Raw genomic sequence first — 14,690 nt, 5'->3', positions numbered from 1 at the left:
AGTGTCTCGTGACGCCGCCTGCGAGGCAACTTGGGGAAAACCCGCAGATCCGCCCCCGGGAGGGCAATTCAGGCCACTTTCAGACCCGGTCGAGCGGGCGGTGCGGCCCGGGCGGCAGCTCGACCCCGACCGGATCGCCCGGCCGCAGCTCTCCGCCGGTCTCGACCACGCCCATCACCCCCGCCTTCCGCCGCAGGCTTCCATCCGCCCGGTGCTCCAGCACTTCGGCCAGAAGCCCCGGCCGAAAGCTCTCGATCTGGGCGCAGGGATTGCGCAGCCCGGTCAGCCGGACGCGGGCCGTTGCGCCCAGATGCAGCACGGTCTCTTGCGGCAGGCCCAGAAGATCGAGCCCCCGCGTCAGGACGTTCTCGCCCAGATCGCCCGGCGCCAGCGCAAAGCCCTTTGCGGCCAGCGTTTCCAGCAATTCGGCTCCGATCAGGTGAACCTGCCGCAAGTTGGGCACCGTCGGGTCCTGCCGGACCCGCGACCGGTGCTGCACCGTCACCCCGGCATGGGCGTCGCCCTCGACGCCAAGCCCCGCGATCAGACGGATCGACGGTTGGCAGGTCTTGGAAAACCGGTGCGTTCCGTCCCGGGCGACCGTCACCACCTTGCCTTGCATCCTCGCCCCCTTACCCTGACAGATGACACCTGCGGGAACCTTTCCGGTCCCGGCGGGACGGGTTTACACGGGCTTGTGCGACAGGTCCGTTTCATTTTTGATCTTTCCCGGCCCCCGCGCCGGGCCGCCATGAAGGAGACTGCCGCATGCGCCTGACCGCCTCCCGTCTTGCCCGGGCCTGCCTTCCGGGCCTGCTGACCGGACTTGCGCTGCCTGCGCTGGCCGCCGACCCGGACCCGGCCGACTGGCCCGCCGTGCTGGCCGAGGCCCGGGGCCAGACCGTCTACTGGAACGCCTGGGGCGGGGCTGCGGCCACCAACGATTTCATCCGCTGGGCCGCCGGCCAGGTCGGGGACCGCTACGGCGTGACGGTCGAGCATGTGAAGCTCGCCGATACCGCCGATGCGGTCAGCCGGGTGCTGGCCGAAAAGACCGCCGGCAAGGACACGGGCGGCGCGGTCGATCTTGTCTGGATCAACGGCGCCAATTTCGCCGCGATGAAAGAGGCAGGGCTCTTGTTCGGCCCCTGGGCCGGGGATCTGCCCAACTGGCGCTTCGTCGATACCGTGGGCAAGCCCGCCGTGACCGCCGATTTCACCGTCCCGACCGACGGGTTCGAGGCGCCCTGGGCGATGGCACAGGTGGTCTTCTATCACGACACGGCACGGCTCGGCGATCCGCCAAGGACCATGCCCGCACTGCTGGACTGGGCCCGCGCCCATCCGGGCCGCTTCACCTATCCGCAGCCGCCCGACTTCCTCGGGACCACCTTCCTCAAGCAGGCGCTGTACGAGCTGGCCCCCGACCCGTCGGTTCTGCAAACCCCCGCCGACGAGGCCGGATATGACGCCGTGACCGCACCGCTTTGGGCCTTTCTCGACGATCTGACCCCGCATCTGTGGCGGCAGGGCCGGGCCTATCCGCAATCCGGCCCGCAACAGCTGCAACTGATGGCCGATGGCGAGATCGACCTTGCGATCTCGTTCAGCCCGGGCGAGGCGTCGACCGCCATTGCCAATGGGCAACTGCCCGACACGGTGCGGACCTTCGTGCTGGAGGGCGGCACCATCGGCAATGCCAGCTTTGTCGCCATCCCCTACAACGCCTCGGCCAGGGCGGGCGCGATGGTGCTGGCGAATTTCCTGCTGTCGCCCGAGGCGCAGGCCCATGCCCAGGACCCCGACATTCTGGGCTATGGCACGGTGCTGGCGATGGACAAGCTCGCCCCCGACGACCGCGCCCGCTTCGAGGCGCTCGATCTTGGCATCGCCACCCTCTCGCCCGCCGAGCTTGGCCCCGCCTTGCCCGAGCCGCATCCCTCCTGGGCCACCCGGATCGAGGCCGACTGGACCGCACGTTACGGCACGGCCCGGTAGCCCATGCGCCCGCTGCGCGCCGCGCCCGCGCTGACGCTTGTCCTGATGCTGGGGCCGGTATTGGCCGGACTTGCCGGAACCCTCGCCCCGGCGCTGGGGGTCTTCCCGGCGCTGGGCGGCCACACGCTCAGCCTCGAGCCCGCCCGCGCGCTTGCCGCCTGGCCGGGCCTTTGGAAGGCGGTGGCGCTGTCGGTCGGGACCGGCCTGGCCGCGACGCTGATCGCGCTTGGCGCGGTCACGCTGTTTGCCGCCGGATGGGCGGGTACACGGGCGATGGGCCTGCTTGAACGGCTGCTCTCGCCGCTTCTGGCGGTGCCGCATGTGGCCGCCGCGCTGGGGCTGGCCTTCCTGATCGCCCCCTCGGGCTGGATCGCGCGCGCCCTGTCGCCCTGGGCCACCGGCTGGCAACGCCCGCCCGATCTGCTGATCCTGCAGGACCCGATGGGGCTGGCGATGATCGCGGGGCTCGCCGCCAAGGAGATCCCGTTTCTGCTTCTGATGACACTGGCCGCGCTGCCGCAGGCGGCACCCGCCCGGCGGCTGACCATCGCGCGCGCGCTCGGATACGGGCGGACGACCGGCTGGCTCAAGGCGGTCTTTCCGGCCGTCTATGCCCAGATCCGCCTGCCGGTCTATGCGGTGCTGGCCTATTCGATGTCGGCGGTCGATGTGGCGATCGTGCTTGGCCCCTCGACGCCGCCGCCGCTGGCGGTGCAGGTGGTCCGCTGGATGTCCGATCCCGACCTGAGCCTCAGGTTCCGGGCCGCCGCCGGAGCGATCCTGCAACTGGGGCTGGTCCTCGCGGCCCTTGCGCTCTGGCGGCTGGGCGAGGTGGGCGCGGCCCGTCTCGGCCGCCGCTGGGCCGAGGGCGGCGCGCGGCACATGGCCGAGCCGGTGCTGCGCGCCGCCGGTCTGGGGCTTGCGGCGCTGGCGGCAGCGGCGGTGATCTTCGGGTTTGCCGGGCTCGCGCTCTGGTCGGTCGCGGGCTTCTGGGGCTTTCCCGACGCCCTGCCGGACGGCATCGGGCTGCGAAGCTGGGCGCGCCACGGCCCGGCGCTGATCGCGCCCGCGCGCGAGACCCTGCTGCTGGCCGGTCTGGCCACCGCGCTGGCGCTGGCCCTGACGCTGGCCTGCCTCGAGGCCGAGCATCGCTTCGGGCTTGCCCCCGGCAGTCGCAGCCTTTGGCTTCTGTACCTGCCGCTGCTGGTGCCGCAGGTGGCCTTCCTGCCGGGGCTTCAGACCCTTGCGCTGAGCCTCGGCGCGGGGACCGGGCGCGGCACGGTGGTGCTGGCCCATCTGGTCTTCGTGCTCCCTTACGTCTTTCTCGCGCTCTCGGCGCCCTGGCGGGCCTGGGACCCGCGCCACGCCACCGTGGCCGCGGCCCTTGGCGCCGGTCCCGGCCGCATCTTCCGGACCGTGCGGCTGCCGATGCTGCTGGCGCCGGTGCTGACCGCCGCAGCGGTAGGCTTCGCGGTTTCGGTCGGGCAATATCTGCCGACCTTGCTGCCCGGTGGCGGGCGGATCAGGACCCTCACGACCGAGGCGGTGGCTCTGGCCGCAGGCGGCGACCGGCGGATCATCGGCGTGACCGTTCTGGTCCAGACCGCACTTGTCGCAGCCCCCTTCGCACTGGCTTTGGCCGCCCCCCGGCTGATCTACCGCCACCGCCGCGGGATGCGGGGGGCCGGATGACCGGGCTGCGGCTTGAGACTATCGTCCTCGCCCGGGGGGGCGAACCGCTGATCGCGGTCGAGGCCCATGTCGCCCCCGGCGAGGTTCTCAGCGTGATGGGGCCCTCGGGCTCGGGCAAGTCGACGCTGCTGGCCGCGGTGATCGGCACGCTGCCTCCGGCCTTCACCATGACCGGCCGCGTGGTGCTGAACGGGCGCGACGTGACCGCCCTGCCGCCCGAAGACAGGCGGATCGGCATCCTTTATCAGGACGAGCTGCTGTTTCCCCATCTCAGCGTCGGCGGCAACCTCGCCTTCGCCCTGCCCCGCGCACTGCGCGGCCGCAAGGCCCGCCGCGCGCGGATCGAGGCCGCGCTGGACGAAATCGGCATGGCGGGGTTTGCCGACCGCGACCCGGCCACTCTGTCGGGCGGCCAGAAGGCTCGGGTCGCGCTGATGCGGATGCTCCTGGCCGAGCCGCAGGCGCTGTTGCTGGACGAGCCCTTTTCGCGGCTCGATGCGACGCTGAGGGATCAGATCCGCGCGCTGGTCTTTGCCCGCGCGCGGGACCGGGGCCTGCCGGTCCTGCTGGTCACCCATGACCGGGCCGATGCCGAGGCGGCAGGCGGCCCGGTGATCGCACTGTCAGATCAGATGACGACGACGTCCAGGGGCGGGAAGCCGTTGAAACCGACCGAGGAATAGCTGGACGTATAGGCGCCGCAGTTGCGGATGATGACCTTGTCGCCCGAGCGAAGACCCACCGGCAGCTGGACCGGACGCTTTTCGTACAGCACATCGGCGCTGTCGCAGGACGGACCGGCCAGGATGCAGGGGCCGGTCGCCTCGTGATCGCGGTCGGTCGCGAACTGGTAGCGGATCGCCTCGTCCATGGTTTCGGCCAGCCCCGAGAACTTGCCGATGTCCAGATAAACCCAGCGATAGGTGTCGTCGTCGGATTTCTGCGACACCAGCATCACCTCGGCCGCGATGGCGCCGGCCTCGGCCACCATGCCGCGCCCCGGCTCGGCCATCACCCGCGGCACCGCGCCGAAACGCTCGGTCACCAGGCGCATCACCTCGGCCGCATACAACGCGGGCGGCTGCACGTCCTCGCCGTAATAGGCCGGGAAGCCGCCGCCGATGTTCAGGAGGTCCAGATCATAGCCCTCGGCGCGCGCGGCATGCCAGATCTCGGCCACCTCGTTCAGCACCGGCAGCCACATCTCGGCGCGGCGGGTCTGGCTGCCGACATGGAAGGACAGCCCGGCCGGACGCAGGCCCAGCGCGACGGCGCGCGCCATCAGCGGCGCGACCTTCGCGGGCGCGCAGCCGAACTTGCGGCTGAGCGGCCAGTCGGCCTGCGAGGCGGTGACGAGCACACGGATATAGACCTCGGCGCCCGGGGCATGTTCGGCGATCTTGTCCAGCTCTTCCTCGGCATCGGCCGCGAAGAGGGTCACGCCCGCGCGATGGGCGAAGGCGATGTCGGCGACGCGCTTGACGGTGTTGCCGAAGGAGATCTGGTGCGGCGCGGCGCCCAGCCCGAGGCACAGTTCGATCTCGCCGCGCGAGGCGGCGTCGAAATGGCAGCCGAGGCCGACGAGGCGCTCGATCACTTCGCGGGCGGGGTTCGCCTTGACCGCGTAATGGATGGCGGCCTGACCGAGGCCCGCGCGCAGCGCGTGGAAGCGGTCGGCGACGCGATCGGTGTCAAGCACCAGGGTCGGGCGCTCGAAGCTGTTGGCACGAATGTAGGATTCCACGCGGGAAGTCGACAGCACATCGGTGCCGCCGACGAAGTCGGCTTGCGTAGCGTACATGGTCATCTCCAATAGACCCGGCCATCTATGACCGCTCAGTTCCAAGGGAGACGTTACCGTCGCTACGTGACCATGAGGGCCAGAGGCGCGTGCGTTGGCGTCTGTAAATCGGCCAAATAGGGCCGGACCTGAGTCGACGCAAGAGGAAATCTGAGACGCGTTCCGGTTTTTTTGCCCCGACACGAAAGCGTGATCCGAAGCGCACGGGACCGGCCGGAGAATCGGGTATTTTTGCCAAGAAGAACCGAGGTTTGTTTAAGTTTCCGTTACGCCCGGGGCCGCTGGCAGTCAGACCACGCCCGGTTGTATCGCTGTCAGAAAGGAGAGGCGGATGAAGGTTGGGATCGTGGGCGCGGGCATGGTGGGGTCGGCGGCGGGCTATGCGCTGGCGCTGACCGGGGCCGCCAGCCGGATCGTGCTGGTCGACCGCAGCGAGGCGCTGGCGCTGGCCCAGGCCCAGGACATCGCCCATGCGGTGCCCTTCGCCTCGGCGGTCGCGGTCGAGGCGGGCGGCTACGAGGCGCTGGCGGGGGCCGATGTGGTGATCCTGGCGGCGGGCGTCGGGCAGAAGCCCGGGGAAAGCCGGCTCGCGCTGCTCGAACGCAACGCCGCGGTCTTCGAGGACGTGATCGCGGCGGTGCTGCGGGCGGCCGTCGATCCGATCCTGCTGGTCGCGACCAATCCGGTCGATGTGATGACCCATGTGACGGCGAAGCTTGCCGGGCTTGCCCCGGGACGGGTTTTCGGGTCGGGCACGATCCTCGACACCGCGCGGTTCCGCAGCCTCGTCGCGCATCACCTCGGGCTCGCGCCGCAGTCGATCCACGGCTATGTGCTGGGCGAGCATGGCGACAGCGAGGTGCTGGGCTGGTCGGGCGCGCGGGTGGGGTCCGAACCTCTGGCCTCGGTCGCGGCCCAGCTTGGCTGCGCCATCACCGCCGATGTGCGCGCCCGGATCGACGACGGGGTGCGGCGCGCGGCCTACCGGATCATCGAGGGCAAGGGCGCCACAAATTACGGCATCGGCGCGGGGCTGGCCCGCATCGTGCAGGCCATCGGCCGCGACGAGGGCGCGGTGATGTCGCTGTCGCTGGTCACGCCCGAACTCGCGGGGGTGCAGAACGTGGCGCTGTCGCTGCCGCGCGTGGTCGGCGCGCAGGGCATCCGCTCGACCCTGATGCCGACGCTCGACGCCGACGAGATCGCGGCGCTGACGGCCAGTGCGCGGATGCTGCGCGACACCTCGGACGCGCTGGGGCTGTAAGGCGCCTCAGCCGCCGATCCGCGCCCGCACCCGGGCGATGAAATCCTCGCCGCGGCGCTCGAAGCTGTCATACTGATCGAAGCTGGCCGCGGCGGGAGCCAGCAGCACGACCTCACCGGGCTTGGCCTCGTCGGCGGCGCGGGCGACAGCGGCTTCCATCGTGGTGCAGACCTCATGCGGGATGTCCTTGAGGTGCAGCGCGAAACCCGCCGCCTCGCGGCCGATCACATAGGCCTTCGCGACATGGCCGAGATAGGGCAGAAGCGGCCCCAGACCGCCCTCCTTTTCCAGCCCGCCGCAGATCCAGCGGATCTCGGGGAAGGCCGCCAGCGCCATCGCGGCGCTCGCCGCATTGGTGGCTTTGCTGTCATTGACGAAGCGCACGCCCTCCGCCTCGGCCACCAGCTGGCTGCGATGGGGCAGCCCCGCGAAGCTGCCCAGCGCCTCCTCGATCTGTTTCGGCCCGATCCCCAGACAGCGCGCCGCGGCATAGGCCGCACAGGCATTCTGGTGGTTATGCGCCCCGGGCAGTCCGGCAATGGCGCGCAGGTCGATGCTGGCCACCTGCCGCCCCTTGCGCCATTCGCTGAGAAAACCCTTGCGGGCAAAGACCAGCCAGCCCGGCCCCGACAGCTTCTGCCCGGACGAGATCCGGATCACCCGGTCGTCGGCCGCGCCCTCGGCCAGCTGGTTGGCCAGGAACATCCCTTCGGGCTCGTCGACGCCGATGATGGCGCGGTCCGGCCCGCCCTCGGCGAATAGCCTGCGCTTGGCCGCGAAATAGCCGCCCCGGCCGCCATGCCGGTCCAGATGGTCGGGCGAGAGATTGGTGAAGACCGCGATGTCGGGCGTCAGCGCCCGGGCAAGATCGGTCTGGTAGGACGAAAGCTCCAGCACCACCGCCGCGCCCTCGCCCGGCGGGTCGATATCCAGCACGCCCCGGCCGATATTCCCGGCCAGCTGGCTGGGCCGGCCCGCGCTTTCCAGCACGTGATGGATCAGCGCCGAGGTGGTCGACTTGCCGTTCGAACCGGTCACCGCGATCACCTTGGGGGTCACCTCGAGCCGGTCCCAGTCGGGCGTCGCGAAGGACCGGAAGAACAGCCCGATATCGTTGTCGACCGGCACGCCCGCCGCCCATGCGGCCGCGATCACGCGGTTCGGAGCGGGATAGAGATGCGGGATGCCGGGGCTCACGATCAGCGCGGCCACGTCCTCGAAGGCGCCCGCGCGGGTCAGATCGACGGGCTGGAAGCCCTCGGCCTCGGCGGCGGCGCGGGCCGTCTCGTTATCGTCCCAGGCCAGAACCTCGGCGCCGCCCGCGCGCAGTGCCCGCGCGGCCGACAGGCCCGAGCGGCCCAGCCCCAGCACGGCCAGCCTCTGGCCCTCTACCCCACGCACCGGAATCATGCCCTGTCCTTTCGCTGTCAGCGGCGCGACGATGCCCCCGGGCACAGCCGGGCGCAAGCGGCGGCGGGCCGGGCGACGGCCCCGAACACGGGATGGCGGAACGGACAGGCGCCCGCTCCGGTCAGGAGGCGGGCGCCAGGGATCACGCGTCGCAACGCACCTCCGGGGCCGACCCCCGGACCGGGACCGGAAAACTCAGCCCAGCAGGTAGGACCAGCCCAGCATCACCGGCGGCACCACCGCCACGGCGAAGGAAAAGGCCAGGCCGGTGGCCTTGTTGCCGCCCATCCGCTGCACCGCGCCCGCAAGCGCCGGGGCCAGGATGATGCCCGCCACGAAGATCGGGATGATCTTGCCGAAGATCGGTGCGCAGTTCTGCGGCTGGGCGAAATTCGCCTCGCAATAGGGCACGATCTGGTCGGAGAAGATCACCGCCAGGACCAGCAGGTAGCCAATGCCTGCCCAGACCGCATAGGGCGGAACGCCGTTCCAGGACCTGAGCTTCACGTCGGGCGTGACCGCGTGCAGGGACGGGGTGCCGAGCCGCGCGGCCGGCGCAAGATAGTTGTAGGTGTTTTCGACCGGGTTCATCTGCATATCTCTTCTCCTCGGACCCCCGCCCGACCACTCACCGGACCTTGAGGGTCGCCAGACCGATCAGCGCAAGGATCAGGCTGATGATCCAGAATCGTATCACGATCTGGGGCTCGGCCCAGCCCTTCTTCTCGAAGTGGTGGTGGATCGGTGCCATCAGGAACACACGTTTCCCGGTCGCCTTGAAGTAGGCCACCTGGATGATGACGGACATCGCCTCGACCACGAAAAGCCCGCCAACTATGGCCAAAACGATCTCGTGCTTGGTCGCGACGGCGATGGCGCCCAGCGCGCCGCCCAGCGCCAGCGACCCGGTATCGCCCATGAAGACGGCGGCAGGTGGGGCGTTATACCACAGGAACCCAAGCCCCGCGCCGATCAACCCTGCGGTGAAAACCAGGATCTCGCCGGTGCCCGGCACGTAATGCACATCGAGATACTCGGTAAAGTCGACTCGGCCGACCGCATAGGCGATCACGCCCAGCGCGCCGGCGGCGATCATCACCGGCATGATCGCCAGCCCGTCCAGCCCGTCGGTCAGGTTGACCGCATTGGCCGAGCCCACGATCACCAGCATCGCGAAGGGGATGAACAGCACCCCCATATGGATCAGCGTGTCCTTGAAGACCGGCATCGCCAGGTTGAAGCTCAGATCGGCGGGATGCACCCAGGCGGCCCAGAGCCCGGCAATGGCCGCGATCAGCAGCCCCAGCCCGAAGCGCACCCGCCCGGGCACGCCCTTGGTGTTGTTCTTCGACACCTTGGCATAGTCGTCGGCAAAGCCGATGGCGCCGAAGGACAGCGTCACGAACAGCAAAAGCCAGACATAGGCATTGTCGAGCCGCCCCCACAGCAGCGTCGACACGATCAGCCCGCCCAGGATCAGCACACCGCCCATGGTGGGGGTGCCCGCCTTCGAGGTGATATGGCTTTCGGGGCCGTCCGCCCGGATCGGCTGGCCGTTTTTCTGCCGCTTGCGCAGCAGGTTGATCAGCGGCCGCCCGAACAGGAAGCCGAAGACGAGCGCGGTGAAGAACGCGCATCCTGCCCGGAAGGTGATGTAGCGGAACAGGTTGAAGACGCCACCGCCATCGGACAGGTCGGCAAGCCAGTAGAGCATTACGAAAGATCCTCGTCGGAGCCGGAGCCGCCTTGCCCCAGCCTTTTCAGCGCGTCGACCACGACCGACACGCGGCTGCCTTTCGATCCCTTGACCAGCACCACATCGCCGGCATCGACCAGCGAATGGACCTTGGCGGCCAGGGGATCGGCTTCGTCGAACCACTGCCCTCTCTGCGAGAGCGGCAGGGCAAAATAAAGGGCGCGCATCCGCGGCCCGACGCAATGCACCAGATCGACGCGCGCCATCGCGGCCAGATCGGCCAGGCCCGCATGCATCGTCTGTTCCTCGGGGCCAAGCTCCAGCATGTCGCCCAGGATCGCGATCCGCCGCCCGCGCGCCACCCGCCCAAGCCCGTCGGTCGGCCGGGTGGCGGCCAGCACCTCGAGCGCAGCGGCCATCGAGGCCGGGTTGGCGTTGAAGGCGTCGTCGATGACCTCGACCGACAGGCTCTCCTCGACCGGATCGAGCGGGATCCTCAGCCGCGCGCCGCGCCCGCCGGGCGGGCGCCACTGGCCCAGATCGCAGGCCGCGACCACAAGATCGATGCCCAGCGCCTCGGTCACCGCCAGCACACCCAGCGCATTGGTCGCGAAATGACGCCCGGCGGCGTGGATCTTGAACAGAATCTCGTGCCCGCGCGCCTCGGCCTGCACGACCGTCGAGTGGGCATGCAGATCGGCCCGCATCAGGCGGAACTCGCAGCCCTCGGCGGCGCCGAAACGGGTCTCGGCCGCGGCATGGGCGGCGGCGCCCGCCGCCAGCACCGGGCTGGTGTCCAGATCGCCCGGATAGATCGCGATACCGCCCGGCTCCAACCCCTCGAAGATCGCGGCCTTCTCGGCGGCGATGCCCGCAAGCCCGTCGAAGGCCTCCAGATGCGCGGGCGCGATGGTGGTGATCAGCGCCACATGCGGCCGCGCCAGCCGCGCCAGCGGCGCGATCTCGCCGGGATGGTTCATGCCGATCTCGAGCACGGCGAACTGGGCGTCGCGCGGCATCCGCGCCAGCGTCAGCGGCACGCCCCAATGGTTGTTGAAGCTCGCCTCGGCGGCATGGACCCGCCCCTGCCCGGCCAGCACGGCGCGCAGCATCTCCTTGGTCGAGGTCTTGCCGACCGACCCGGTGACAGCAACGACCCGGGCGTCGCTGCGCGCCCGTCCGGCCCGCCCCAGCGCGCCCAGCGCCGCCAGCACATCGGGTACGATCAGCAGCGGCGCGGTCTCGTCCACGCCCTCGGGCAGCCGCGACACCAGCGCAGCCCCCGCGCCCCGCGCCAGCGCATCGGCGACGAAATCGTGGCCGTCGCGCTGATCCTTCAGCGCAACGAACAGATCGCCCGGCTTGAGGCTGCGGGTGTCGATGCTGACGCCGGTGACCGACCAGTCCCGGGTGACGCGCCCGCCGGTCGCCTCGGCCGCCTCGGCCGACGTCCAGAGCGCGGTCACGAAAGCCGCCCGTCAAGCGCCGCGACGGCCACGCTGGCCTGTTCGGCATCGTCGAAGGGATAGACCGCGTCGCCGACGATCTGGCCGGTCTCGTGGCCCTTGCCCGCGATCAGCAGGGCATCGCCCGGCTCCAGCGCATCGACGCCGCGCAGGATCGCCTCGGCGCGGTCTCCGACCTCGATCGCCTCGGCGCAGCCTTGCAGTATTTCTGCACGGATACCCTTGGGTTCTTCGGATCTCGGGTTGTCGTCTGTCACTATCACAACATCCGCCTGTTCGCAGGCGACCTGCCCCATCAGCGGCCGCTTGCCCCGGTCACGATCCCCGCCCGCGCCGAAAACGACCACGATCCGGCCCATCACATGGGGCCTCAGCGAGGCGATGGCGGCGGCCAGAGCGCCCGGCTTGTGCGAATAGTCCACAAAGACGGTGGCCCCGTTCGCACGGGTCGCCGCCAGCTCCATCCGCCCCCGCACGGTCACCAGCTCGGGCAGGGTCGCGAAGACCCGCCCGGGTGCCTCACCCGCCGCGATGACAAGCCCGGCCGCGGCCAGCACGTTCTCGGCCTGGAACCCCCCGATCAGGTCGAGCCGGATCTGCTGCGGGCGGCCCTCCCAGGCAAAGCGCAGATCCTGGCCGGTGGCGTCGTAACGCTGCGCCAGGATGCGCAGATCCGCCTCTTCGGCGCGGCCGACGGTCAGGATGGCCTGGCCGCGCGCCCGGGCATGGCCCAGCATCTGCGCCCCGCGCGGGTCGTCGATATTGATCACCGCGGTCCCGTCCTCGGGCAGCACCCGGTCGAACAGCCCCGCCTTAGCCGCGAAATATTCCTCGAACCCCGCGTGATAATCCAGGTGATCCTGGCTGAAATTGGTGAAGGCCGCCGCCTTCAGCGCCACCCCGTCCAGCCGCCGCTGTTCAAGCCCGTGGCTCGAGGCCTCCATCGCCGCATGGGTCACGCCCGCGCGCGCCATCTCGGCCAGAAGCCGGTGCAGGGTGATGGGTTCGGGCGTGGTATGCGACAGCGGCGCCTCATAGGCGCCCTGCACCCCCATCGTCCCCAGATTGCAGGCCGCGCGACCAAGCCCGGTCCAGATCTGACGGGTAAAGCTCGCGACCGAGGTCTTTCCCGCGGTGCCGGTGACCGCCACCATGGTCGCGGGCTGGGCGCCGTAAAACAGCGCCGCCGCGCAGGCCAGCGCCTGGCGCGGGTCCTCGGCCACCACCAGCGCGGCCTCGCTGCCCGCCAGCGCCTCGGCCGCAATGCGTGCACCCGCGCGGTCGGTCAGCACCGCCACAGCCCCCATCCGCAGCGCGAAGGACACGAATTCGGCGCCATGCGCCCGCGTCCCCGGCATCGCCGCGAAAAGATGGCCCGGTTTCGTGTGGCGGCTGTCGACCGACAGCCCCGTGATATGCGCCTCTCGCCCGCCCTGGGCCGTCAGCCCCAGGTCGGCGAGCGTCGTTTCAGTCCGGATTGTCATGATCCCCGCGCCTTCAGTTCGCGGTCAGTGTTACCCCGAAGCCCTGCGCCTGTTCAATCTCCGGCCGGAGCCCCAGAAGCGGCGCGGCGCGGCGGATGATCTCGGCGCCGACCGGCACGGCGGTCCAGCCCGCGGTGCGGCGCGGCTGCGGGCCGGTGGTGTCCTGCGGCTCGTCGAGGGTGACGATCAGCACGTATTGCGGCGCCTCGGCCGGGAACATGCTGGCGAAGGTCGCGATCACCTTCTTCTCGTAATAGCCGCCGGTGGGCTTGGGCTTGTCGGCGGTGCCGGTCTTGCCGCCGACCCGGTAGCCTGGCACGTCGCCGAAGGTCGCGGTGCCATGCACCACCACCTCGCGCAGCATCGAGCGGATCTGGCGCGAGGTCTCTTCCGACACGACCCGGTCGCCCAGCGGCCCGCCCCCCGCCAGCAGCGTCGGCCGCACCCGCTGGCCGCCATTGGCCAGCGTCGCATAGCCCGCCGCCAGATGCAGCGGGCTGGCCGACAGACCGTGCCCGTAGGAAATCGTCATGGTCGAGATCTCGCTCCATTTCGCCGGGAAAAGCGGCTTGGCGCCCGCCGCCTCGACCAGTTCGACCGGCGTCGGCTCCAGAAGGCCGAGCTTGCCAAGGAATTCCTTCTGCCGGACCCCGCCGATCCGCTGGGCGATCCGCGCGGTGCCCACGTTCGAGCTTTTGACCAGCACCGTGGTCACCGACAGGCTGGACCCGTAATTGTGCAGATCGCGGATGCGGTAACGTCCCCAGACCAGCGGCCCCTTGGTGTCGATCATGGTGTTGGGGTTGACGATGCCCTCGTCCAGCGCCTGCGACAGGGTGAAAGTCTTGAAGGTCGAGCCCAGCTCGTAAAGCCCCTGCACCGCCCGGTTGAAAAGCGGACTGTCCGAGGGATCGCCCGTCACCTGCTGGCGGGGCCGCTCGTTCGGGTCGAAATCGGGCAGCGAGACCATCGACAGGATCTCGCCCGTATGCACATCCATCAGCACGGCGGCCGCGCCCTTGGCATCCATCAGCTTCATGCCGCCCGCCAGCACCCGCTCGACCGCGGCCTGCACCGTCAGATCCAGCGACAACCGAAGCGGCTGACCGCCATTGGCCGGGTCGCGCAGATAGTCGTCGAAGTACTTCTCGACCCCGGCGACGCCGATCACCTCGGCCGACTGCACGCCCTCGCGCCCGAACCCGGCGCCCCCGAGGATATGCGCGGCCAGCGCCCCGTTGGGGTAAAGCCGCATCTCGCGCGGACCGAAGCTGAGCCCGGGATCGCCGATGTCGTGCACCTGCTGCATCTGTTCGGGGCTGATCTTCTTCTTGATCCAGACGAACTTGCGGCTGCCGGTGAAGTCCTTGACCATCCGCGCCTCGTCGAGATCGGGGAAGATCTGGGCCAGTTCCCGCGCCACCGCCTTAGGGTCGATCATCAGCGGCGGCTGGGCGTAAAGCGAATGGGTGGCAAGGTTGGTTGCAAGAATGTTGCCGTTCCGGTCGACGATATCGGCCCGCTGCGCCACGATCGAGGCGCCCGGGGCGATGGCACGCGGCTCGGACGGGTCCGACCCCGCCAGAAGCCCCATCCGCACCCCGACGACGGCGAAAGCCGCGAAGAACACCACGCCCAGCACCAGAAGCCGCCCCTCGGCCCGGACCCGGGCCTGATCGCGCATCGTCTCGTGGCGCAAGCGCTTGTTCTCGCGCTCGATGGCGTCGGGATTCTCGCCCCGGGCGCGGGCCTCGAGAATGCGGGCCAGCGGGCGCAGCGGCGTGCGGATCATTGCTCGGCCTCCTCGTCCTGGGCCTCAAGCGCCTCCTCAAGCGCCTCGGGCACGGCCGAAGCAGAGGCCGCCTCCTCGACCGGCACG

Annotated in this window: 12 protein-coding genes; 4 read left to right on the top strand and 8 right to left on the bottom strand. The window is 70.1% G+C overall.

Annotation, left to right across the window (positions count from 1 at the left end):
- Positions 1-79 precede the first annotated feature (79 nt).
- Complete coding sequence (locus tag DSD19_RS15690) at positions 80-622, bottom strand: MOSC domain-containing protein (RefSeq protein WP_113670276.1); 543 nt, start codon at positions 620-622, stop codon at positions 80-82.
- Between the two features lie 146 nt (positions 623-768).
- On the opposite strand from DSD19_RS15690, the gene DSD19_RS15685 reads away from it, so the two are divergent.
- The 3 genes from DSD19_RS15685 to DSD19_RS15675 are packed head-to-tail and all read left to right on the top strand — an operon-like array spanning position 769 to position 4,373.
- A complete protein-coding gene (locus tag DSD19_RS15685) occupies positions 769-1,998 on the top strand; it encodes an ABC transporter substrate-binding protein (protein WP_113670275.1) in 1,230 nt (409 codons plus the stop codon).
- Positions 1,999-2,001: 3 nt separating this feature from the next.
- Positions 2,002-3,690 carry an ABC transporter permease gene (locus DSD19_RS15680; RefSeq protein ID WP_113670274.1) on the top strand — a complete coding sequence of 563 codons (1,689 nt, stop codon included), beginning with the start codon at positions 2,002-2,004 and terminating at the stop codon, positions 3,688-3,690.
- On the top strand, positions 3,687-4,373 hold the full coding sequence (locus tag DSD19_RS15675) for an ATP-binding cassette domain-containing protein (protein ID WP_113670273.1): 687 nt from the start codon (positions 3,687-3,689) through the stop codon (positions 4,371-4,373). Before DSD19_RS15680 ends, DSD19_RS15675 begins: the two co-directional genes overlap by 4 nt.
- Here the strand turns inward: DSD19_RS15675 and DSD19_RS15670 are convergent.
- The gene (locus tag DSD19_RS15670) at positions 4,319-5,491 is read right to left on the bottom strand and encodes a type III PLP-dependent enzyme (protein ID WP_371412617.1); all 1,173 of its coding nucleotides are present in this window, start codon (positions 5,489-5,491) and stop codon (positions 4,319-4,321) included. The two genes, DSD19_RS15675 and DSD19_RS15670, sit on opposite strands and share 55 nt — an antisense overlap.
- Positions 5,492-5,822: 331 nt before the next feature.
- Here DSD19_RS15670 and DSD19_RS15665 point away from each other — a divergent pair, with 331 nt between their 5' ends.
- Positions 5,823-6,755 (top strand): L-lactate dehydrogenase, encoded by a 933-nt coding sequence (locus DSD19_RS15665; protein WP_075785282.1) that lies wholly within the window; start codon positions 5,823-5,825, stop codon positions 6,753-6,755.
- A gap of 6 nt (positions 6,756-6,761) precedes the next feature.
- Here the strand turns inward: DSD19_RS15665 and murD are convergent, their stop codons facing one another.
- From murD to DSD19_RS15635, 6 genes are all read right to left on the bottom strand, one after another.
- On the bottom strand, positions 6,762-8,165 hold the full coding sequence (gene murD / locus DSD19_RS15660; protein ID WP_113670271.1) for a UDP-N-acetylmuramoyl-L-alanine--D-glutamate ligase: 1,404 nt from the start codon (positions 8,163-8,165) through the stop codon (positions 6,762-6,764).
- Between the two features lie 195 nt (positions 8,166-8,360).
- Positions 8,361-8,762, bottom strand: coding sequence for a hypothetical protein (locus tag DSD19_RS15655; protein WP_075785280.1), 402 nt, complete (start codon positions 8,760-8,762; stop codon positions 8,361-8,363).
- A gap of 31 nt (positions 8,763-8,793) precedes the next feature.
- Positions 8,794-9,879 (bottom strand): phospho-N-acetylmuramoyl-pentapeptide-transferase, encoded by a 1,086-nt coding sequence (gene mraY, locus DSD19_RS15650; protein ID WP_075785279.1) that lies wholly within the window; start codon positions 9,877-9,879, stop codon positions 8,794-8,796.
- The gene (gene murF / locus DSD19_RS15645) at positions 9,879-11,327 is read right to left on the bottom strand and encodes a UDP-N-acetylmuramoyl-tripeptide--D-alanyl-D-alanine ligase (RefSeq protein ID WP_113670270.1); all 1,449 of its coding nucleotides are present in this window, start codon (positions 11,325-11,327) and stop codon (positions 9,879-9,881) included. The genes mraY and murF overlap by 1 nt, the downstream gene beginning before the upstream one ends.
- Entirely contained in the window at positions 11,324-12,811 is a 1,488-nt protein-coding gene (locus tag DSD19_RS15640; RefSeq protein WP_113670269.1) for a UDP-N-acetylmuramoyl-L-alanyl-D-glutamate--2,6-diaminopimelate ligase, read from the bottom strand. The genes murF and DSD19_RS15640 overlap by 4 nt, the downstream gene beginning before the upstream one ends.
- Before the next feature lie 13 nt (positions 12,812-12,824).
- Positions 12,825-14,603 carry a penicillin-binding protein 2 gene (locus DSD19_RS15635; protein WP_113670268.1) on the bottom strand — a complete coding sequence of 593 codons (1,779 nt, stop codon included), beginning with the start codon at positions 14,601-14,603 and terminating at the stop codon, positions 12,825-12,827.
- Between the last annotated feature and the right edge of the window lie 87 nt (positions 14,604-14,690).

The sequence above is a fragment of the Rhodovulum sp. BSW8 genome (assembly GCF_003314725.1).
Taxonomy (GTDB): Bacteria; Pseudomonadota; Alphaproteobacteria; order Rhodobacterales; family Rhodobacteraceae; genus Rhodovulum; species Rhodovulum visakhapatnamense.
The sequence above is the reverse complement of the archived record's forward strand: the minus strand, read 5'-3'. Positions and strand labels throughout refer to the sequence as shown.

What these genes read in the sequence shown, in the direction of transcription:
- DSD19_RS15680 (WP_113670274.1), top strand. Translation starts at nt 2,002, where the DNA reads ATGCGCCCGCTGCGCGCCGCGCCCGCGCTGACGCTTGTCCTGATGCTG.
- DSD19_RS15655 (WP_075785280.1), bottom strand. Translation starts at nt 8,762, where the DNA reads ATGCAGATGAACCCGGTCGAAAACACCTACAACTATCTTGCGCCGGCC.
- DSD19_RS15670 (WP_371412617.1), bottom strand. Translation starts at nt 5,491, where the DNA reads ATGTACGCTACGCAAGCCGACTTCGTCGGCGGCACCGATGTGCTGTCG.
- DSD19_RS15690 (WP_113670276.1), bottom strand. Translation starts at nt 622, where the DNA reads ATGCAAGGCAAGGTGGTGACGGTCGCCCGGGACGGAACGCACCGGTTT.
- mraY (WP_075785279.1), bottom strand. Translation starts at nt 9,879, where the DNA reads ATGCTCTACTGGCTTGCCGACCTGTCCGATGGCGGTGGCGTCTTCAAC.
- DSD19_RS15640 (WP_113670269.1), bottom strand. Translation starts at nt 12,811, where the DNA reads ATGACAATCCGGACTGAAACGACGCTCGCCGACCTGGGGCTGACGGCC.
- murD (WP_113670271.1), bottom strand. Translation starts at nt 8,165, where the DNA reads ATGATTCCGGTGCGTGGGGTAGAGGGCCAGAGGCTGGCCGTGCTGGGG.
- DSD19_RS15635 (WP_113670268.1), bottom strand. Translation starts at nt 14,603, where the DNA reads ATGATCCGCACGCCGCTGCGCCCGCTGGCCCGCATTCTCGAGGCCCGC.
- DSD19_RS15685 (WP_113670275.1), top strand. Translation starts at nt 769, where the DNA reads ATGCGCCTGACCGCCTCCCGTCTTGCCCGGGCCTGCCTTCCGGGCCTG.
- DSD19_RS15665 (WP_075785282.1), top strand. Translation starts at nt 5,823, where the DNA reads ATGAAGGTTGGGATCGTGGGCGCGGGCATGGTGGGGTCGGCGGCGGGC.
- DSD19_RS15675 (WP_113670273.1), top strand. Translation starts at nt 3,687, where the DNA reads ATGACCGGGCTGCGGCTTGAGACTATCGTCCTCGCCCGGGGGGGCGAA.